Source organism: Salinimicrobium aquimaris, from assembly GCF_035607535.1.
In the GTDB taxonomy this organism is placed as follows: domain Bacteria; phylum Bacteroidota; class Bacteroidia; order Flavobacteriales; family Flavobacteriaceae; genus Salinimicrobium.
In genome coordinates this window covers 64380-83788 of sequence record NZ_JAYDZX010000015.1, presented here as the reverse complement: position 1 = coordinate 83788, position 19409 = coordinate 64380, and the positions used below count along the sequence as shown (strand labels likewise).

The window sequence follows — 19409 nt, the reverse complement described above, 5'->3', positions numbered from 1 at the left end:
TATAACTTCCAAATTTACCTAAAAAAAAGCGCCACTTCCAGTTGAGTGAGGATTCTAATCCGTAGCTTTTTTTTCATCCTTTCGACACCGACAGCAGCAAATAAATTAAAATTTGCTTATTGCGATCCGCTATAAATGGCTCACAACGTCCCGTATAAAAAATAGTGCGAGCTGGCGAGCTTGATTGTCCGCAGGACAATCAGGCGTTGCAAGCGAGCACGGACTTTCGAATTGAGATAGACTTGAGCATTTTTTTTATACAGTGTTGTAAAACGTTTTTAATTCCATTCTACCTGCAGTTTTTCTAATTCCATATTTAATTCGGCAAGCGATTTTGAACCTATATATTGAGTACTAATAGTCAGTTCCTCATTGTCGGTTTTTAAGATGTAATCTCCCGCAAACTTTTTTATCCGTTTTATATCAGTCAGATTTATTGTCTTCCCAAATGGACCATTCACAGTCAAAAATCCGTTGTTTATTATTACATACTTATATTTCTTTTGATAGAAATAAATTCCAAAATAAGCTAATGATATAAAGATCCAGCCGTAATCAATCCAATTAAGCTCATCATCAAACAAAAGTTGGAGTAGGAAAAAGGTTAGCCAAATTATCCCAAATATTAAATTAAAATTCAGTTGTCGTTTTTTATATTGAATTTTCATTTTCTCAAATGTTTTACAACGTCCCGTATAAAAAATAGTGCGAGCTGGCGAGCTTGATTGTCCGTAGGACAATCAGGCGTTGCAAGCGAGCACGGATTTACGAATTGAGACAGGTTTGAGCATTTTTTTTATACAGTGTTGTAAGCAGTTTTATTTTTTTCTGTATTTCACTTTACAAGGTTCAATACAAGGGTAATTAATAATTAGGATATTACCTTTATGTTCGAACTGGTAGTCATAGTCAGAGTTATCACAATCAGGTGAATTAAATGTAGAATTAGTTATAGAGTAAGTGCCAGAAGTCGGATTGTTTGCTTCTATGGACATACTACATATTGAACCGTTAGAGGTAATTGTTCCATCTGGATGAAACCTTATAATCTTATTGCTTTCTACCGCTGAAAAGGTTCCACTCCCATCGCCTGGGTCGGCTAAAACTTCTATTAATTTCCATTCACCAACCAAATCCGTATTAGACCTTAAATCATCATTATTATTGCAAGAAGAGAGAAGTCCGATAATACTAAACAGAAATACTATTTTTTTCATAATGTTCAATTAATTTAAATAAAGGTTTAATAGATTTCGTCAAATTGCTTACAACTCGTTATATGAAAACTAATATAGTTATTTATCCCTCAAAGTTACGGGATAACAATAGGTTTTCGTTGTTTTTATCTGCTTGCAACATCTCCTTTACCGTTACATCCAAAGGACTCTCAATCTTCATGATGTCCTTCCTCGAAACATGAGTGTAGATCATTGTAGTTTCCGGTCGGGAATGGCCAAGTAGCTCCTGGATGTATCTTATGTCTATCCCATTTTCCAGCATGTGAGTGGCGTAGGAATGTCTCAACGTATGCGGGGTGACTTTCTTTTTAATACCCGAACGCCGACAGGATTCCTGGAGAAAAGCTCTTATGCTCTGGGCGCTATATTGCCCACCAGTCTGCCCTTCGGCAAAATATGTGTGTGGGGAATATGTAGAGAGATAATTTTTAAGCAACGGCAACATACTTTCGGCTAAAACTACAATACGGTCTTTACGACCTTTGGAATTCTTAATGACGATTTGTCGTCGCAAAATATCGATGTGGTATAGCTTTAACTCTAATAATTCAGAGATCCTTAATCCCCCCGAGTAGATCATCGCAAGAATTGCACGGTGCTTTAAATTTTTTGTAGCCTGTAATAGAGAAATGACTTCTTCCTTTGAGAGAACCGACGGTAGATAATGGCTTCTTTTAGGACGTTTAATGCTGGTTGCATCTATTTTCTCACAACCAAATAGTTCCAAAAAGTGCTTGATTGCACTAATGCACTGCCTGTGCGTACTCAGAGCATAATTCCCGCCGGCAATTCTCTGTTCAACAAATAATTCGATGTCCCTGTGTCCCAGGGAATCCAGAGGTCTTTCACCTACATAATCTACCAGCTTAAGTATGAAATTATAGTAGGTCCTAACACTGCTGTCGCTTAAGCGCTGCCCTCGCAGATAAGCTACATATTCATGAAGTATTCTTTTTTGATTTCTGCTAAATACAGCGGGTGATGGTTCCCCCTTCCTTTTTTGAAGGGAAAATTCCTGCATCGCCTTATAATCAACAAAGAAATTTGATGCTCGTAGTTTATGGTAAAGCAAATGTTTGTTCTCACTGCAAAGAGCTGCATAAAAACAATCATGAGAATTAGACCATTTTACCGGTTTAAGCGTTTGAAGCAACTTCTCAATTTCTGAATCAAATTTAAACTTGATTGCAATTTGCCACTCCCCGTTAAGGTGAAGAGGAGCCAGCTCAACCTTTTTCATAATGCTGATTTTTAAATAAATATATCTAAAATCTGCTCCCGAAAATGAAAAATCTATAGGCTGAAGGAGTTTATTTTTTTAGCTGACACAACACCACAATTGTTATACCTGATAAGAGGTTGCTCTTCTGAAACAGTTGAGTAAGGTCTTTCTATCTAATTTATTCTAGCCCCTGTTTCTTTGTCCTTTCAGCTCCATTATGAAGGTTTCTACCTGTTTTTCGGAATAATGTCCATTGTACTGAAAGTAATCCCCCTGTTGGTTTACTACGAAGATTCCAAAACATGACTTCTTTCGTATAAAGAAGTTGTTTAGAAGAAAATCATCCTTATCGTCGAAAAACTTCCGGTTATCCATCTTCTCTCTAATTTTCTCCCCATCTGCAAATACCGAAATATTCAGGCTGTTGTCTGTATCAATTTTAGAGTAGAATTCGGTCCACCACTTTTTACTGTCCGAAGTTATCTTGTGGTTATTAAAATGACAATCTAAGAGGGGTTGCCTGTAATTTATTATCAAGATTTCCTCCTCCTTCCAGTTGTAGTAATCTTTGAGTTTAGCGATCTTTTCGGCTTTAAGGCTGCCGGTAAAATCGGCATAAACGTAATCTTCCCCGGGTTTGGTGTTTTTTTCAGATTGACCAGACCGGCTTGATGAACATGAAATAAAGAGAATAACCAGGAGGAGACAGATGGATTTTGGCATACTTATTATAATTCAGAAGATTCCGAAGAAAAGGTAAACGAACAATTCCTCCCAAGACCCTCTATTATTCTAAAGTAAAACTATGACATTCCTGTAATATGAGTTTCCGGTAAACCGTAAGGAACCAGATTTTTTTGGGAAGGCAAAGAAACAAGGTTCCAAAAAAGACGTTTCTGACAGGTCTTTCCGCAAGAAAAAAGCGATGAAAAGATCTCCCCCATCGCTTCTTTATATTATGCTTAAAAAATTTTATCCTGTCACCTGCTGTTGCACCCAGATTGCAAATTGAGTTTCATAGACGCGGGTGAGAATGATCACAGCAGCACCTGTTCCTACAAACCACCAGGAATAATTTTCCCCTTTGATCTGCAGTGCCGCAATAGCTCCAAGGATGAGATATGGGATCATCAACAAGAGGTTTGGCAACAGCCAGGCGCCTCCAAAAATGATGACGGTCTTCATCACGACAAAAAAGATACTGTAAATAAGGATGATCTTTGTGAGGATCACCAGGTTTCTGTGGGACATTACCTGTAGTTCTTTGGTGGCTTACGGGCGTAGCTTTGCTGCTCAAAGGCATATCCCAGGTTAAGCAGCTTATCCTCTTCATAGGGTTTTGCTATAAAGGTAATGCTCTTTGGCTCTCCTGAAGTTTCAAAACCTGCAGGCACTGCAAGTGCAGGATATTTAGCCACTGCCGCGTAGGCTGCATGATAATTGTTAATGGAAGCCACGGCATCAAGGTTATGCTGTTGCATAGGCACATCAAAGAACTTTCTTCCGTTCGCCTGAAGTTGTGCAGAGATCCTTTCCAGCGCTTCGGCACTTGTTGTATCGGCAACAATACCTTCGAACAGCTGTTGACCGTATGGCGCCCGCAGTAGGGTATCCTTAAGATTATACTTTACAATAGCCTCCACGTTCTTATAAGTCACCTCTTCACCGGCATACTGAGAAAAATAAGCGGGAAGATCCTTCTTCATATCTGCATTAAGCAAAGTAAGGAAATTGTCAAGCGGAATATTTTCAGCTTCAAATTCAATGATCACCGCCCCGCCTTCTTTCATTTTTTCAACTGCACGGTTGTAGAGGGAATCGGTCATCAGGGACTTCATCACTCCTATTCTCTTCCCTTTCAAACCTTGCGCAGAAAGTGATTTTACGTAATTCTTGTCTGAAGCTACCGAGCTGCGGTCTTCTGCATCCTTGCCCGTAAGTGCATTTAGTAAAATAGCATTATCCATCACATACTTCGTCATTGGGCCGGGGGTATCAAGGGTTCCTGAAATAGGAATTATCCCGGTACGGCTCAGTAAACCTACAGTCGGTTTTAATCCTACCACCGCGTTCTTTGAGGCCGGGGAAAGGATAGAACCTGCAGTTTCGGTACCTATTGCAGCTACGGCATAGTTTGCAGCCACGGCTACTCCGCTACCCGAGCTGGAACCCCCTGTTTCAAACTCTTTTCTTCCGTAAGGGTTCAGGGTTTGTCCACCCACGGCACTATATCCAAGAGGACAACCCTCACAGAAGTAATAGGCCCACTCGCTAAGGTTCACTTTTCCAAGTATAAGGGCATTGTTCTGCTGTAAACGATCGACAATAAAGGCGTTTTTGGAAGGTTGATTTTCTGCAAGAGCTATAGCTCCCGCAGTGGTCTTCATGTCGCTGGTGTTGATATTATCCTTAAGCAGGATAGGCATTCCATGAACAGAATTTTCATCGACGCCGGCAGCACCCTGCTCATCCAGCTTTCGCGCCTGTTCAACTACTTCGGGATTTAAAGCGATCACTGCATTGAGCGAAAGATCATTGTTGCTTTCATATTCCCTAATTCGGTAGATATAGAAAAGGGTAAGATCTTCATAAGTTAGCTGACCTTCCTTTACAGCACGCTGCAATTCAGGAATACTTCTTTCAAAGATAAGCTGCTTTAGGCCTTCATATTTTTCAGCAGAAAAAGAAGCAAGATCTTTTTCAAAAGGCCTCCATATCTCATTTTTATCAAGAGTTTTAGAATTGATGAGCTTAAACCTCATCCTTTCATTCTCGTGCTGCGCCTGTGCTTCAAGTTCTGCTGTTTCATCCTGCGCCTCCCAAACAATGGCGGGTGAATCTACAGTTGTTTCCTTTTCAGTATTTACTTTACATGAGAAAGCGGTCACCAGGACCAAAAAGAGTATAATGATCTGCTTCATATAATTAATTTTGACAAACGTCTATTTGAAGAATGAGTCTACGAACTCGTATTTATTGAAAACCTGCAGGTCTTCTATCCCCTCGCCTACTCCAATATATTTTACAGGGATCTGGAACTGGTCGCTTATTCCTATCACCACCCCACCTTTGGCCGTACCATCGAGCTTGGTAACAGCCAGGGAAGTAACTTCGGTCGCGGCCGTGAACTGCTTGGCCTGTTCAAAAGCGTTTTGCCCCGTAGAACCGTCAAGCACCAACAGGACTTCATGCGGCGAGTTCTCCACCACTTTCTGTGTCACCCGTTTTACCTTAGATAATTCGTTCATAAGGTTTACCTTGTTATGAAGTCGGCCGGCGGTATCAATGATCACCACGTCTGCATCCTGTTTTACGGCACTCTGTACCGAATCAAATGCCACAGAAGCTGGGTCACTGCCCATTTGCTGCTTTACTATAGGTACATCCACCCTGTCTGCCCATACCTGTAACTGGTCGATGGCAGCAGCCCTAAAGGTATCGGCTGCACCAAGGACTACCTTCTTACCGGCCTTCTTGAACTGGTAGGCAAGTTTTCCAATCGTGGTGGTCTTCCCAACTCCATTGACGCCCACTACCATGATCACGTAAGGTTTCTTATCTGCCGGAACATAAAAATCTGTCGCCTCGCCCGAATTTGTTTCGGCTAAAAGAGCGGCAATCTCCTCCCGCAGAATTCTGTTAAGCTCCTCTGTTCCCAAAAAGCGGTCGCGGGCAACCCTCTCCTCGATCCGATTAATGATCTTGACGGTAGTGCCAACCCCCACATCACTGCTCACAAGTACATCTTCCAGATCATCCAGTACTTCATCATCAACTTTAGATTTGCCGGCAACGGCTTTTCCCAGCTTGGAAAAGAAATCATTTTTAGATTTTTCAAGGCCCTTGTCCAGGGTTTCCTTTTTCTCGCGGGAGAATATCTTTTTAAATAAACTCATTATTTAGCTTGGTCTTTATTTCAACTTAGGCAGTAAACTAGCCGTGGGTAAATATACACAAAAACAAAAAGCCGTCCCGATGAGTACCGGGACGGCTTCCAAATATTTTGAAAATAACTTATTTCTTGTTCAGGAAGTCATTTACCATTTCAGGTGCCATAATTCCTTCCACAAAAGTATAGGCGCCGCTCTTTGGAGATTTTACCATTTTGATGGCTTTTGTTAATCTCTTTGATCCTGTCTGTAATGATGCTACTGATTTCTTTGCCATGACTTATGCTTATTTAATTTCTTTATGAACCGTCATCTTCTTTAGAATAGGGTTGAATTTCTTCAGCTCCATTCTATCTGGCGTGTTCTTTTTGTTTTTTGTTGTAATATATCTTGAAGTACCGGGCTGTCCCGATGCTTTGTGCTCTGTACACTCTAATATAACCTGAACTCTGTTACCTTTCTTTGCCATTTTACTGCGTCTTAAATGTTAGGATTACTTGTTTAAAAAACCCTTTTCCCTTGCTTCTTTGATTACAGCTGAAATTCCCTTCTTATTAATTGTCTTAATAGCAGAAGTAGATACTTTTAAAGTTACCCACTTATCTTCTTCAGGGATATAAAAACGTTTCTTAACCAAATTGGCGTCAAATTTACGTTTTGTCTTATTCATCGCGTGGGAAACATTGTTTCCTACCATTGCTTTCTTACCTGTAAGTTCACAAACTCTTGACATTGCTCTATACTTTAACTCGTTATTTCAAAACAGGCTGCAAATTAACGATTTTTTTACCTAATAGCCAATAGCCGAAGAAAATATTTTTCTGAAGGCCCCAATTCTCTCCTGCCCCCGAAAATACTACCTAAAATGTCATTTTTGTCACCTATAGCCTAAACTCTCTTTTCCTTCGGAAGAAAATTTTTGACGTAGGATCCCGCCTGAAGCTCCTTTTTAAGAAATAAACCGGGGAAAAGTGAGTGGACAGTGATCAGTGGTCGGTGGTCAGTGGTCGGTGGTCAGTCGTCAGGGAGATTGAGTGATCAGTGGTCGGTGATAAGGGGTCAGTGGTCAGTGGTCAGAAAAATTTAGAAACTATTCGTGTATTCGTGGCTATTTAAAATTGGCAGAACTCCTTAATAGAAAGCATTCCAAACCTCATCCACCTACAGTCCCTACGAGCCTGACCTGCAAGGTTTTTAAAACCTTGTAGGTCTTCTCACCTTCATCAAAACCTACAAGGTCTAAAAAAGACCTTGCAGGTTTGTCTTCGAATTTTTCAGGCTGAAAGGTGCTTTGTGCTTCCGGACATAGGAGGAAGATCAGTGGACAGTGGTCGGTGTCGATGGTCAGAGAATTATAGATCAGTAATCAGTGGTCAGTGGTCAGGGAAATTGAGTGATCAGTGGTCAGTGGTCGGTGATCAGAAAAACGTAGAAACTATTCGTTTATTCGTGGCTATTTAAAATTGGCAGAATGCCTTAATAATGAGCATTCCAACCTCATACACCTACAGTCCCTACGGGACTGACCTGCAAGGTTTTTCAAACCTTGTAGGTCTTATCACCTTCATCAAAACCTACAAGGTCCTAAAAAAAGACCTTGCAGGTTTGTCTTCGAATTTTTCAGGCTGGAAAGCACTTCGAGAAGGAATCTATTCGTGTATTCGTGGCTATTTAAAATTGGCAGAATGTCTTAATAATGAGCATCCAAACCTCATCCACATTTGTGGCTACAAATTTTTCGTACTTCGCAATTCTGACCTCGTAATTCTAACTTCGTACTTCTAATTTCGTACTTCTATTTTCGTCCTTCAGATGTGATTTCCTTCAGGATCATTTCAAAAGCTTTCTGAACTGTCTGCTTCACCACCTGATCCCTGCTATTTCCAAATATAAATTTTTGAGAGATGACTTTTTCGGGCGTGGCCAGGCCAATGTAGACAGTACCTACTTCCGCATCGCTATCCCCTTTTGTAGGCCCCGCGTTTCCTGTAGTTGATAGGGCGTAGTCAGTTTTAAAATATTTCCTGGCGTTCTTTGCCATAGCTTCGGCAACTTCGGCACTTACTACGCTGTGTTTCTCAATTAGATCTTTAGGAACATTTAAATTCTCCACTTTCACCTGGGTGGCGTAAGAAACCATACCTCCTTTAAAACAGGAAGATGCACCGGGATGAGTGGTGAATTGAGCTGCCAGGGCTCCTCCCGTACAGCTTTCGGCCGCAGAAAGGAATTTCTCCTGCGAAGTGAGCAGCTTACTTATCTGCACCGCGATCTTTTCATCCTCCTCCTGCTCATCTGCAATAATATCTCCCAACAACTCGTACAAACCTTCAGCCTGTTTTTCCACAGAGCTTATCAACTCCTCCTCATGCTCGCCCTTGCCGGAAAGTCTTAAGCGTACACTGCCAAGACCCGGCAGGTATGCAAGTTTAATATGCTTTGGTAATCGATCTTCAAAAGCGGCAAGTTTATTGGCAATAGCACTTTCGCCTTCCCCCCTCGTAAGAATAGTTTTGTGATAAATGAAAGGCCTGTGAAATTTTTCCCTTAGCCGCGGAATGACTTCCTCCTCCATGAGGTTCTTCATTTCATAAGGCACACCGGGAAGAGAGATATAAACTTTCCCCTCTTTCTCCATCCACATTCCCGGTGCCGTGCCATAGCGGTTATGCAGCACAGTGGCACGGGAAGGCACCATTGCTTGCTCCCGGTTGAGATCTGAAATTGGGGTTTTCTTGTACTTCGCAAAAAGCTCTTCTACATGGGCAAGCACATTCTCATTTAGTTCCAGTTTATCCTGGAAGTATTCACAGAAAGTATATTTTGTAACATCATCTTTTGTAGGACCCAGGCCGCCGGTAAGGATCACAATATCTGCCCTTTTTGAAGCATCACGTAAGGCATCAAGAATGTGCTCCTTTTCGTCCTGTACCGAGGTGATCTGGTAGACCGATATACCTATGAGATTGAGCTCCTTGGCAATAAAAGCCGAATTGGAGTCTACTATCTGGCCGATGAGGATCTCATCCCCAATAGTAATAATTTCTGCAGTCATTAGAGATCAAAATCTTCCTTAAGCTCCTTTTCGGCCAGTTTGTATTTGGCAGTAATGATACGGGCCGCTTCATTGACCTCATCTGTATTATCACCGGCTTTTGCCCAGCTTTCCAGGATCTTTATCTGCGGCATGAGACCCAGCCCGAACATCTGGAAGTTCGGCTTCATTTTATGAGCGAACTGATATGCCTGCTGCGGATTATCCTGTGTCACAGCCTGATTCATCCCCTCAAGATCTGGCGGGATCTCTTCCAGGAAGGTCTGGACCACAACCTTTACAAAGTCCTGGTCTCCGCCGGCCATTTCTTCTACGCTTTCTAAATCGTAATTCCTCATTTTATGTGTATTGAGAATATTTGTTGGTCTTCTATAAAGCCGCTCAGTTCGTCATTTATTGCGACAGGTCCTACTCCCGCCGGTGTTCCCGTAAAGATCACATCCCCAATCTTGAGCGTAAAATATTGTGAAATATATTCAATTATTTCGTCAATCTTCCATAACATGTGTGAAGTTCTTCCCTGCTGTACCGGCTCTCCATTTTTCTGAAGACTAAACTCCAGGTCATTGAGGTCCTTAAAATGAGATTTTTTGATCCATTTCTCCCCGATCACTGCAGAGCCGTCAAATCCCTTCGCTTTTTCCCACGGAAGTCCTTTATCCTTTAATTTTTTCTGAAGGTCTCTTGCTGTGAAATCAATTCCAAGTCCTACCTCATCATAATATTTATGTGCGAATTTTTTCTGAATATGCTTTCCAATCTTGTTGATCCTCACGAGCAATTCCACCTCATAATGTATATCGTCGGAAAATGGCGGAATGAAAAATGGCTGCTTCTTGAGCAATACAGCCGAATCGGGTTTTAAGAAGATCACAGGTTCCTCTGGTCTTTCATTCTGAAGTTCGGCAATGTGCTCGGTATAATTTCGGCCTATGCAGATTATTTTCATCGCAGAATATTGGTTACTTAAGTTTGGTGTTCAACTTCCGTAGCTTAATTGCTGTCAGGACCTTTTTAGTGTAGAGGGGAAAATCGGCATTTTGGAACCAGCCGAAATATCCCGGCTCCTGCTCGAGAATATCCTCCACGCATTTTCCTTTATACTTCCCAAAGCTAAAGACTTCCCGTCCCTTCTTGTCATATATAATAAAGCCGGCAATGTCGGCACAATTCTTCTGGGAACTGAATTCAGAAAGCCACTTTACATCATTCTGCAGCTTGTCTTCATACATGTCCAGTTGGGACTTCAATACTTCGTATGTCGCCTCGGTATCGACTGAGGCAGAATGCGCTCCTTCCAGATCTTTTCCGCAGTAAAATTTGTAGGCGGCAGAAAGAGTTCTTTGCTCCATTTTATGGAAGATTGTCTGCACATCTACAGCAAGGGAATTTTTCATTTCAAAATCCACACCCGCCCGCAGCATCTCCTCTGCGAGAAGCGGAATATCATACCGATTGGAGTTGTACCCGGCAAGATCGCAGCCCTTGATCATTTCATTGATTGCAGGAGCCAATTCCTTAAAGGTTGGCTCATTGGCTACTTTTTCATTGGTAATTCCATGTACCGCAACCACTTCTTTTGAAATAGGAACAGTAGGGTTTACAAGCCAGGTCTTGCTTTCACGATTTCCATTTGGGAATATCTTCAAAATAGAGATCTCCACGATCCTGTCTTTTGCGACATTAGTTCCCGTTGCTTCCAGATCGAAAAAACACAGTGGCTTTGTAAGCTTCAACTCCATGATAAAATTTATTTGGGCAAAGATAGTAAAAGTAGTGGGCAGTGGTCAGTGTTTAGTGCGCAGTGTGTTTCTGCACCACCCATAATGTTCCGTTGGACCCCTAAATTACTTTTGATAATCAAGTTCAAGTTATACTCAAGTCAGTTAAACAGTATAACCCATAAAAAAACCACAGCTATACGGCCGTGGTTTTTTATCATTTTTGAGACCTTATTTACAGATCCCTGTTCTTGTCAAATTTTTCGAGGTACTGGGCAACTCTCTGTACAAACTGCCCTCCCAAAGCACCGTTCACCACACGGTGATCGTAGCTGTGAGACAGGAACATCTTATACCTTATCCCAATAAAATCCCCTTCGGGTGTTTCGATCACTGCCGGCACTTTTCTTATTGCACCCAAAGCAAGGATTCCCACCTGCGGCTGATTAATAATTGGAGTTCCCATGATACTTCCAAAGGTACCTACGTTTGTCACTGTGTAAGTTCCTCCCTGAATATCGTCCGGCTTCAGCTTGTTCATTCGTGCACGGTTTGCAAGATCATTAACGGCCTTTGCCATGCCGACTAAATTGAGCTGATCGGCATTTTTAATCACCGGCACGATGAGATTACCATCGGGAAGGGCAGCTGCCATTCCCAGGTTGATGTTCTTTTTCTTGATGATCTTATCCCCGTCAACAGAGATGTTGATCAACGGAAAATCTTTTATTGCCTTTGCCACGGCTTCCATAAAGATAGGAGTAAAAGTAAGCTTCTCCCCTTCTCTTTTCTCAAAAGCATCTTTGTTCTTCTTTCTCCAGTTCCAGATGTTGGTTACATCTACCTCAATGAATGACTGTACATGGGCAGAAGTTTGTACGCTTTCTACCATGTGGTGTGCGATCATTTTACCCATTCGGGACATTTCAATGATCTCGTCTTCGCCATTTACACTAACCGGAGTCTTAGCCGGTTGTGATGCAGCCTGTGCCGGTGCAGCCGCTTGCTGTTGTGGTTTTGGCTGCGAAGCAGGTTGAGAAGAACGGCTTTCCAAGTATCCTAAAATGTCATTTTTAGTCACCCTTCCGTCTTTTCCGCTTCCATCTATTTGTTCAAGTTCATCAAAGGAAATTCCTTCCTCCTTTGCAATATTCTTTACCAGCGGAGAATAGAACCTGTTGCTGTCGGCATAGTCAGATGTACTAATGCTTTTTGCCTGCTCCACCCTTTGCTCGGCTGCAGCTACGGCTTCTTCAATTTCGGGAGAAGGCACCTCTTGATCGGCTACGGGAGTGGCATCTGCCGCCTCTTCGCCTTGAGTTTCAATAATAGCAATAGTTTGCCCTACCTGTACTACATCATCTTCATTGAACAGCTTTTCTACCAACACCCCGTCAACTTCACTGGGCACCTCACTGTCCACTTTATCTGTGGCAATTTCCAGAACTGCCTCATCGGCTTCAATGGTCTCTCCAACTTCTTTTAACCAATTCGTAATGGTCGCTTCCGCAACACTTTCCCCCATCTTGGGTAATTTTAGTTCAAATTTTGCCATATTCTTAACTCGAAGATGTTTTACATAAATTCGACTGCGAAATTACTAAAAATTTACCTCAATTAATAATAATTCTTCAGCAGCGAAGATTCTCTGATGTCTTTTGGCTTCTGAAATAGAGCCGTTTTCCTGAGTAAAATTACAATTTTTATTCAGGATTTCTTTGCAGGGGAATTTTTTGGTATTTCTGAAGAAAAACCTTCAGAATCAATTCTTCAGGGAATTTTCAAACGGAATGCGGTTGGTGATACTGCGGCCCAGGGTGACCTCATCTGCATATTCGAGCTCATCACCCACCGAAATTCCGCGGGCAATTGTACTTGTCTTGATGTCCAGGCCTTCCAGTTGCTTAAAAATGTAAAAATTGGTAGTGTCTCCTTCCAGGGTACTGCTAAGCGCAAAAATGATCTCTTCAATCTCCCCGTTCTTTGCCTTCTCTACCAAAGATTTTATGGTGAGCTGCGAAGGACCGATGCCTTCCATTGGGTTTATCTTCCCGCCCAGCACGTGATAAAGTCCACGATATTGGCTCGTGTTTTCAATCGCCATTACATCCCGTATATCTTCAACCACACATACCACTTCCCGCTGCCGACTCCTGTTTGCACAGATCTCACATACCTCAGTGTCACTTATATTGTGGCAGTTCTTACAAAATTTAACTTCGGTCTTGAGGTCGACCAAAGCTTTGCTCAAGGCAACAGTCTGTGATTCGGGTTGTTTGAGGAGATGAAGTACCAGCCTCAGGGCTGTGCGCCTGCCAATCCCCGGTAGCTGGGACATCTCATTCACAGCTCCTTCCAGTAATTTTGAAGAAAATTCCATCTTTCAAAAATACTCCATATTTCATACAATTCCCAGAAAAAGAAGCCGCATTCCCCATGCTGCACATATTGCGAAGTTTTGTAATTTGCTGCCGAAATTCCTAATAGATGCAGCCCTATTCCATTCTTCTCCTTATCGCCGGTTATTTCCTAACGCTCATTTTTATTTCCTGGATCACCGGAAGACAATCTGACAATAATACCTTTTTTAAAGCCAACCGGCAATCGCCCTGGTATGTGGTGGCGTTCGGGATGATTGGTGCTTCCCTGAGCGGGGTCACCTTTATTTCTGTACCGGGATGGGTTGAAGCGAGCCAGTTCAGTTATATGCAGGTGGTGCTGGGTTACGTGGTGGGATATGCCGTGATTGGGCTGGTACTGCTGCCCCTCTATTACAGGATGAACCTTACTTCAATTTACACCTATTTGGAAGGAAGGTTCGGCACCTACTCCTACAAGACGGGCGCGTCCTTTTTTTTACTTTCAAGAGTGGTGGGAGCAAGTTTCAGGTTATTCCTCGTCGCCAACGTACTACAGATCATCCTTTTTGACACCCTGGGAATTCCTTTTTGGGCAACAGTGATCATGACGATCCTCTTAATTTGGCTCTACACCTTCAGGTCGGGGATCAAAACCATTGTCTATACTGATACTTTGCAGACCTTATGCATGTTAATCGCAGTAGGGGTGAGCATATATTACGTTTCCGACGATCTTGGGATCCAGGGGGGCGAATTGATCTCACACATCTCGAACAGTGAATTCTCTAAAATGTTCTTTTTTGATGACATTAAAAGTGCCGACTATTTCTGGAAGCAATTCATTTCGGGTGCTTTTATCACCATAGTTATGACGGGACTCGACCAGGATATGATGCAAAAGAACCTTACCTGCCGAAACCTGGGAGATGCTCAGAAGAACATGTTCTGGTTCACTATAGTTCTGGTATTCGTTAATCTGTTCTTTCTGGCACTGGGAGTCTTGCTTACCGAATATGCGCGTGCTAACGGCATAGATGCTGCAAAAGATGATCTCTTCCCGGTCATTGCTACGTCTGGAGAACTGGGCGTGGGAATCGCGGTATTCTTTATCCTGGGATTGATCGCTGCGGCATACAGTAGTGCCGATAGTGCCCTTACAGCCCTAACCACCTCGTTTAGCATTGACATTCTCGATATCGAAAACAATTACAGACCAGAGAGGCAGGAAGCAATAAGAAAGCTGATCCACATTGGAGTTTCTGTGGTTCTGATCCTGGTGATCATCGCTTTCAAGTACATTATTAGAGATGAAAGCGTAATTGCAAAACTCTTTGTTTTTGCAGGATATACTTACGGACCTTTACTCGGATTGTATAGTTTCGGACTCTTTACCAGGATGAACGTGAAGGACAAGCTCGTCCCGGTAATCGCCATCCTCTCTCCTATCCTTACCTATGTCATTAGTATCAACAGCCTGGTGTGGTTTGGATTTGAGTTTGGATTCTTCGTCCTTATTCTAAACGGACTCCTCACCTTCCTTGGCCTAGTATTGCTTCGTAGAAAGTAAGATAAGGGTACAGGCGACTTCCACCTCGATCCCATTCTCCTGAAGGATTCGGTAGAACTCTGGATTTTCGGTTCCGGGGTTAAAGATCACTCTGTCGGGATGAAGAGATATAATGTAGTCATAGTACTCTTTCTGTCTCGGCGGCCCCAGGTATAGGGTAACAGTATGTACATCCTCAAAAGGGATCTTTTCATTTTCAATCTTGACTCCGGCCACTTCACCCTTTCTCAGCCCTATTGCCACTGTAGGAATATTGTTCCTCGTTAACCTGTTGATGGCAATGTTCGCATAGCGGGCGGGATTAGTGGTTGCACCGAGTACAAGGGTCTTCTTTTCCATATCTAAAAATAAATTTTTGTAAGTGTAACAATAGCTAAAGTTAGCAGTCTTTAAGGTAAGAAATATTTCCCGCATGGGGGCGATTTGAAAAACATTGATGGTTAGTTTTAAAAGAGCCCCATGCTAAGCCCGTACATTCGTGTATGGGCTTTTTTTCTCTAAAGGAATTTCTCAATTTTCAAAGAAGAAGCATGAATCTTATTTAGCCTGTAAAATGCTGTTATTATGCCATGTCACCGAACATCATGTGGAGTAGAAATCAGCAGGAAACCTCCCACACAAAGGTTAAATTTCAGCAAAGTATGTAACAAAGATTTGTTTTGGCAGTCTTGTTTATATACCGAATGTACATAATCGAGAAAAGCCATGGCTTTTTATTATGTATTACAAGGTATTATGTTTAAACCATCATCAAAAAATCAAAAAAATGAGACAGCTAATTTTATTTCTTATGTTATTCACCACCGGCTTATCGGGGAATGCAAATACCGGTCCCACCGAAATGGGTACGGTCACGGGAATCGTAATAGACAATGAATTTAAGGAACCCATTCCTTATGCCACCATTTCTATTTCCACACCCCAGGGTGAGCTGATTACGGGTGCGGTGACCTCTGTGGACGGAACTTTCTCCCTGGATAAGCTCAAGGATGGTCATTATATCTTCAAAGCTCAATTCATGGGCTACAAAACCTTTTCGAAGGAAATTGAGGTGAAAGACGGAAACCGGGCAATAGATATCGGAACCATCTCCATGGAAGCTGAAATTGCCCAACTTGAAAGCGTGGATGTAGTTGCCGAAAGATCCACTATTGAGCAACGTATCGACCGCAAAGTTGTGAATGTTGGAAAGGATCTCACCACAGCCGGTGCCACTGCGAGCGAGATCATGAACAATATTCCCAGCCTCGCTGTAGACCAGGACGGAAATATTTCAATGAGAGGGAATGAGAACGTGAGGATCTTGGTTGATGGAAAACCTACCAACATTCCTGCTGCACAGCTTCTAAAACAGATCCCCAGCACTTCTATTAAAAGTATAGAGTTGATCACAAATCCTTCGGCAAAATACAACCCCGAAGGGATGAGCGGGATCATCAATATCATCCTGCACAAGAATTCCAATATGGGCTTCAACGGGAACCTCAACACCGGAGTCACCGTGGGTGAAAATACCCGCTATACCGGGTCCCTTGACATGAACTACCGCACGGGAAAATTAAATTTCTTCGGAAACATTGGAACCAACGGCGGAAAAAGAGAACAAATGGGGGTCATTCAGAATTTTACTAATGACTATACCGAAAGGATCAACTTCTTAAATGATTCGGAATCTTATTTATTCAAAGTAGGAGTGGATTTTTATATGGACGATAAAAATACTTTCTCGGTTTACACAAATCAGAATTTCTATATGGGAGATCCTGGGGGTACTGCCCGCATCCTTTTCGATGACCCGGCTGCTGAGAATATTTTTCAGAATTTCTTTCTCGATATGGAGAATGACACCCACACCTACAACTTTGTCTACAACCATGACTTTAATACTGAAGGTCATAAACTAATTTTTGAAGCCGACCACAGTACTACCTACGAGGAGGAGATTGCGCGGTTTGTATACAGCGGCGGTGGCATTGACCTCGACTCTTATCGGGATGACGTGGATGAGGAACTAACTAACTCCACTTTCAATCTTGATTATGAAAACCCCATTTCCAAAACTGCAAAACTGGAACTGGGCGCAGAGGCCAGATTTAGGAGAAGCACTAATGACTACCGTACAACCAATGAATCATTAACCAATGCCCTTTACAACTATGACAATAATATTTATTCCCTGTACTCCACCTTTGGTCAAAGCTGGGGAAAATGGTCCTATCAGTTAGGAGCCAGACTTGAGAGCTATGACGTGGAGGCAGTGCTTGACGGCGACCTCATCTATGAAACAGACTATATTACTCTTTATCCTTCAGCCTTCCTGTCATACAAATTAGATGAAATGAAGACAGTGCAATTGAGCTACGGAAGAAGAGTAGACAGGCCAGGCTTAAACCAGGTGAACCCTGTACGGGAATTCTCCACCCCAAGGATCACGGGAGTTGGAAACCCCGAACTCGACCCTCAGTTCACCAATTCGCTGGAACTTAACTACACCCATAACTTCCAAAAAGGAAGTTTCACGGGAGGAGTATTCTACAGGCTTATTGAAGATGAAATTAGCCAGGTGCTCCTGGTAGATCCCGAAGATCCTAACCGTTTGTTACTAACTTTTAGAAACTGGGATGACAATACAGCCTACGGGCTCGAATTGAGCGGAAGATATAAGCCCTTCTCCTGGTGGAGCCTTAACCCAAGCTTTGAACTTTATAACAGTACGGAAAAAGGAGTTGTAGGAACAGAATATATGGAAGTCGAAGCAATGGCATATAGCTTTAGACTTAGCCAAAGTTTCAATGTGACTAAAAAGCTTACGCTGCAACTCTTCGGAATGTACCGAAGCCCTACGGAGATGCTCCAGATCAAACCGGAAGAATTCTATTTCATAAATGCGGGAGCCCGTTACAGCTTCTTAAATGATAAGGCAACCTTAAGCCTCAATTTCAATGACATTTTTGACACCCAGGAATTCAGGTTTACCAGCGAAGTACCCTATGAACAGCGGGGTAAATTCCAGGGAGATTCCCAGAATGTATACCTTGGCTTATCCTACAGGTTTGGCGGCGGGAAGAACCGTGCCCTCGACAGGAAACAGCGTGACGATAACACCAGTAGTGATGGTGGATTATTTTAGAATTGTTTGAATTAGCCAAAAAAAATCCGCAATTGAAAAGTTGCGGATTTTTGTCATTTTTGAGAGCCTAATCTGTCTCTGTCTTGTCTCTTGATTCCTGGCTCTTACCTCTTTTTTCTACCATTTTATAATAGCGCTGGCCCAGGTAAACCCACTTCCAAAAGCTGCGAGCACCACAGTATCTCCTTCTTTGACCTTTCCTTCTTCCCATGCTTCAGTAAGGGCTATAGGAATAGAAGCTGCTGTAGTATTTCCGTAGCGCTGAATATTGTTATAAACCTGGTCGTCACTTAACTTAAACTTCTGCTGAATGAACTGCGAGATACGAAGATTCGCCTGATGCGGGATAAGCATATCTATATCTTTTACCTCGAGCCCATTGGCTTCAAGACCTTCCTTAATGACTTCAGAAAAGCGAACTACCGCGTTCTTGAAAACAAACTGGCCATTCATATAGGGATAGTAAATGATATCATCTCCCTGCGGATTCTCCTCAATAATTTCGGGTACCCAATGCATGGTACTCGGACCTTTCAAAGACAATTCCAAAGCATGTTTTCCTTGCGAATGAAGATGGGTAGAAAGAATTCCCTGCCCGTTATGGTCACTTCTGCTTACAACTGCCGCCCCTGCTCCGTCTCCGAAAATAACTGATACTCCGCGGCCACGGGTTGTAAAATCCAAACCTCCACTATGATTTTCGCTGCCAATTAGCAGCACGTTCTTGTACATGCCGGTCTTGATGTATTGATCGGCAACCGAAAGTCCGTAGATGAAGCCGCTACACTGGTTCCTTACATCAAGGGCAGGACAGGTGTGAATATCGAGCATCTCCTGGACCTGCACCCCTCCCCCGGGAAAATAATAATCGGGACTCAGGGTGGCAAAAACGATAAGATCTATATCATCTTTGGAAATCTTAGCCCGTTCAATGGCAATTTTGGCAGCCTTTACTCCCATTACGGCAGTAGAATTGCCATCTCCTTTTTTAATATGGCGCCGTTCCTTTATGCCGGTACGTTCCTGGATCCAGGCGTCATTAGTGTCCATCATCCTGGAAAGATCATCATTGGTCACCACATTTTCGGGCACGTAGAACCCCAGGCCCGCTATCTTAGATTGGTACATGTAGAATTATTTAAGCCTTAATAAATTATTTCTCTTAAATTTAAGCAATTAATAAAAAGTTGCTCCGCAATATAAGAAACATTAACATCTTGACAGCG

The 19409-nt window shown here is 42.5% G+C and carries 21 protein-coding genes; 3 read left to right on the top strand and 18 right to left on the bottom strand.

The genetic code is table 11. The features are described 5' to 3' along the window. Positions 1–278: 278 nt before the first annotated feature. From VR862_RS13670 to rpmB, 10 genes are all read right to left on the bottom strand, one after another. Complete coding sequence (locus tag VR862_RS13670; protein WP_324721560.1) at positions 279–668, bottom strand: hypothetical protein; 390 nt, start codon at positions 666–668, stop codon at positions 279–281. Between the two features lie 150 nt (positions 669–818). Then, positions 819–1217, bottom strand: a complete 399-nt coding sequence (locus tag VR862_RS13665) for a lipocalin-like domain-containing protein (protein ID WP_324721558.1) — start codon at positions 1215–1217, stop codon at positions 819–821. A gap of 82 nt (positions 1218–1299) precedes the next feature. Beyond that, positions 1300–2478 (bottom strand): tyrosine-type recombinase/integrase, encoded by a 1179-nt coding sequence (locus tag VR862_RS13660; protein ID WP_324721557.1) that lies wholly within the window; start codon positions 2476–2478, stop codon positions 1300–1302. Between the two features lie 165 nt (positions 2479–2643). Continuing rightward, positions 2644–3183 (bottom strand): hypothetical protein, encoded by a 540-nt coding sequence (locus tag VR862_RS13655; protein ID WP_324721555.1) that lies wholly within the window; start codon positions 3181–3183, stop codon positions 2644–2646. Between the two features lie 249 nt (positions 3184–3432). Continuing rightward, positions 3433–3711: a hypothetical protein gene (locus VR862_RS13650; protein ID WP_324721554.1), complete on the bottom strand. Its 279-nt coding sequence runs from the start codon at positions 3709–3711 to the stop codon at positions 3433–3435. Continuing rightward, on the bottom strand, positions 3711–5381 hold the full coding sequence (locus VR862_RS13645) for an amidase family protein (RefSeq protein WP_324721553.1): 1671 nt from the start codon (positions 5379–5381) through the stop codon (positions 3711–3713). The genes VR862_RS13650 and VR862_RS13645 overlap by 1 nt, the downstream gene beginning before the upstream one ends. Before the next feature lie 21 nt (positions 5382–5402). Continuing rightward, a complete protein-coding gene (ftsY, locus tag VR862_RS13640; RefSeq protein ID WP_324721552.1) occupies positions 5403–6356 on the bottom strand; it encodes a signal recognition particle-docking protein FtsY in 954 nt (317 codons plus the stop codon). 118 nt (positions 6357–6474) lie between these two features. Beyond that, on the bottom strand, positions 6475–6627 hold the full coding sequence (locus VR862_RS13635) for a DUF4295 domain-containing protein (protein WP_324721550.1): 153 nt from the start codon (positions 6625–6627) through the stop codon (positions 6475–6477). A gap of 9 nt (positions 6628–6636) precedes the next feature. Further along, a complete protein-coding gene (gene rpmG / locus VR862_RS13630; protein ID WP_013070733.1) occupies positions 6637–6819 on the bottom strand; it encodes a 50S ribosomal protein L33 in 183 nt (60 codons plus the stop codon). 24 nt (positions 6820–6843) lie between these two features. Continuing rightward, positions 6844–7083 carry a 50S ribosomal protein L28 gene (gene rpmB / locus VR862_RS13625; RefSeq protein ID WP_324721548.1) on the bottom strand — a complete coding sequence of 80 codons (240 nt, stop codon included), beginning with the start codon at positions 7081–7083 and terminating at the stop codon, positions 6844–6846. Positions 7084–7832: 749 nt separating this feature from the next. Between rpmB and VR862_RS13620 the strand changes: the two genes are divergently transcribed. Then, a complete protein-coding gene (locus VR862_RS13620) occupies positions 7833–8135 on the top strand; it encodes a hypothetical protein (RefSeq protein WP_324721546.1) in 303 nt (100 codons plus the stop codon). A gap of 10 nt (positions 8136–8145) precedes the next feature. On the opposite strand, the gene VR862_RS13615 is transcribed toward VR862_RS13620, so the two are convergent. The 6 genes from VR862_RS13615 to recR all read right to left on the bottom strand — a co-directional run bounded on the left by VR862_RS13615 (position 8146) and on the right by recR (position 13506). Continuing rightward, entirely contained in the window at positions 8146–9405 is a 1260-nt protein-coding gene (locus VR862_RS13615; RefSeq protein WP_324721544.1) for a competence/damage-inducible protein A, read from the bottom strand. Further along, complete coding sequence (locus VR862_RS13610) at positions 9405–9743, bottom strand: Hpt domain-containing protein (protein WP_324721542.1); 339 nt, start codon at positions 9741–9743, stop codon at positions 9405–9407. Before VR862_RS13610 ends, VR862_RS13615 begins: the two co-directional genes overlap by 1 nt. Continuing rightward, the gene (locus VR862_RS13605) at positions 9740–10354 is read right to left on the bottom strand and encodes a fumarylacetoacetate hydrolase family protein (protein WP_324721541.1); all 615 of its coding nucleotides are present in this window, start codon (positions 10352–10354) and stop codon (positions 9740–9742) included. The genes VR862_RS13610 and VR862_RS13605 overlap by 4 nt, the downstream gene beginning before the upstream one ends. 13 nt (positions 10355–10367) lie before the next feature. Then, positions 10368–11147: an exonuclease domain-containing protein gene (locus VR862_RS13600; RefSeq protein ID WP_324721540.1), complete on the bottom strand. Its 780-nt coding sequence runs from the start codon at positions 11145–11147 to the stop codon at positions 10368–10370. 214 nt (positions 11148–11361) lie between these two features. Beyond that, positions 11362–12681: a dihydrolipoamide acetyltransferase family protein gene (locus VR862_RS13595; RefSeq protein ID WP_324721539.1), complete on the bottom strand. Its 1320-nt coding sequence runs from the start codon at positions 12679–12681 to the stop codon at positions 11362–11364. 207 nt (positions 12682–12888) lie between these two features. Beyond that, complete coding sequence (gene recR, locus VR862_RS13590) at positions 12889–13506, bottom strand: recombination mediator RecR (RefSeq protein ID WP_324721537.1); 618 nt, start codon at positions 13504–13506, stop codon at positions 12889–12891. 107 nt (positions 13507–13613) lie between these two features. Between recR and VR862_RS13585 the strand changes: the two genes are divergently transcribed. Beyond that, entirely contained in the window at positions 13614–15053 is a 1440-nt protein-coding gene (locus VR862_RS13585; RefSeq protein WP_324721536.1) for a sodium:solute symporter, read from the top strand. On the opposite strand, the gene VR862_RS13580 is transcribed toward VR862_RS13585, so the two are convergent. Beyond that, positions 15030–15392, bottom strand: a complete 363-nt coding sequence (locus tag VR862_RS13580) for a CoA-binding protein (protein ID WP_324721534.1) — start codon at positions 15390–15392, stop codon at positions 15030–15032. The genes VR862_RS13585 and VR862_RS13580 overlap by 24 nt on opposite strands. 427 nt (positions 15393–15819) lie before the next feature. Here VR862_RS13580 and VR862_RS13575 point away from each other — a divergent pair, with 427 nt between their 5' ends. Beyond that, complete coding sequence (locus VR862_RS13575) at positions 15820–18183, top strand: TonB-dependent receptor (RefSeq protein ID WP_324721533.1); 2364 nt, start codon at positions 15820–15822, stop codon at positions 18181–18183. A gap of 117 nt (positions 18184–18300) precedes the next feature. Here VR862_RS13575 and VR862_RS13570 read toward each other — a convergent pair whose 3' ends face one another. Next, positions 18301–19311: a 3-oxoacyl-ACP synthase III family protein gene (locus VR862_RS13570; protein ID WP_324721532.1), complete on the bottom strand. Its 1011-nt coding sequence runs from the start codon at positions 19309–19311 to the stop codon at positions 18301–18303. Positions 19312–19409 lie beyond the last annotated feature (98 nt).

Coding starts and splice junctions, on each gene's coding strand:
- VR862_RS13670 (WP_324721560.1), bottom strand. CDS start 668: ATGAAAATTCAATATAAAAAACGACAACTGAATTTTAATTTAATATTT.
- VR862_RS13665 (WP_324721558.1), bottom strand. CDS start 1,217: ATGAAAAAAATAGTATTTCTGTTTAGTATTATCGGACTTCTCTCTTCT.
- VR862_RS13660 (WP_324721557.1), bottom strand. CDS start 2,478: ATGAAAAAGGTTGAGCTGGCTCCTCTTCACCTTAACGGGGAGTGGCAA.
- VR862_RS13655 (WP_324721555.1), bottom strand. CDS start 3,183: ATGCCAAAATCCATCTGTCTCCTCCTGGTTATTCTCTTTATTTCATGT.
- VR862_RS13650 (WP_324721554.1), bottom strand. CDS start 3,711: ATGTCCCACAGAAACCTGGTGATCCTCACAAAGATCATCCTTATTTAC.
- VR862_RS13645 (WP_324721553.1), bottom strand. CDS start 5,381: ATGAAGCAGATCATTATACTCTTTTTGGTCCTGGTGACCGCTTTCTCA.
- ftsY (WP_324721552.1), bottom strand. CDS start 6,356: ATGAGTTTATTTAAAAAGATATTCTCCCGCGAGAAAAAGGAAACCCTG.
- VR862_RS13635 (WP_324721550.1), bottom strand. CDS start 6,627: ATGGCAAAGAAATCAGTAGCATCATTACAGACAGGATCAAAGAGATTA.
- rpmG (WP_013070733.1), bottom strand. CDS start 6,819: ATGGCAAAGAAAGGTAACAGAGTTCAGGTTATATTAGAGTGTACAGAG.
- rpmB (WP_324721548.1), bottom strand. CDS start 7,083: ATGTCAAGAGTTTGTGAACTTACAGGTAAGAAAGCAATGGTAGGAAAC.
- VR862_RS13620 (WP_324721546.1), top strand. CDS start 7,833: ATGAGCATTCCAACCTCATACACCTACAGTCCCTACGGGACTGACCTG.
- VR862_RS13615 (WP_324721544.1), bottom strand. CDS start 9,405: ATGACTGCAGAAATTATTACTATTGGGGATGAGATCCTCATCGGCCAG.
- VR862_RS13610 (WP_324721542.1), bottom strand. CDS start 9,743: ATGAGGAATTACGATTTAGAAAGCGTAGAAGAAATGGCCGGCGGAGAC.
- VR862_RS13605 (WP_324721541.1), bottom strand. CDS start 10,354: ATGAAAATAATCTGCATAGGCCGAAATTATACCGAGCACATTGCCGAA.
- VR862_RS13600 (WP_324721540.1), bottom strand. CDS start 11,147: ATGGAGTTGAAGCTTACAAAGCCACTGTGTTTTTTCGATCTGGAAGCA.
- VR862_RS13595 (WP_324721539.1), bottom strand. CDS start 12,681: ATGGCAAAATTTGAACTAAAATTACCCAAGATGGGGGAAAGTGTTGCG.
- recR (WP_324721537.1), bottom strand. CDS start 13,506: ATGGAATTTTCTTCAAAATTACTGGAAGGAGCTGTGAATGAGATGTCC.
- VR862_RS13585 (WP_324721536.1), top strand. CDS start 13,614: ATGCAGCCCTATTCCATTCTTCTCCTTATCGCCGGTTATTTCCTAACG.
- VR862_RS13580 (WP_324721534.1), bottom strand. CDS start 15,392: ATGGAAAAGAAGACCCTTGTACTCGGTGCAACCACTAATCCCGCCCGC.
- VR862_RS13575 (WP_324721533.1), top strand. CDS start 15,820: ATGAGACAGCTAATTTTATTTCTTATGTTATTCACCACCGGCTTATCG.
- VR862_RS13570 (WP_324721532.1), bottom strand. CDS start 19,311: ATGTACCAATCTAAGATAGCGGGCCTGGGGTTCTACGTGCCCGAAAAT.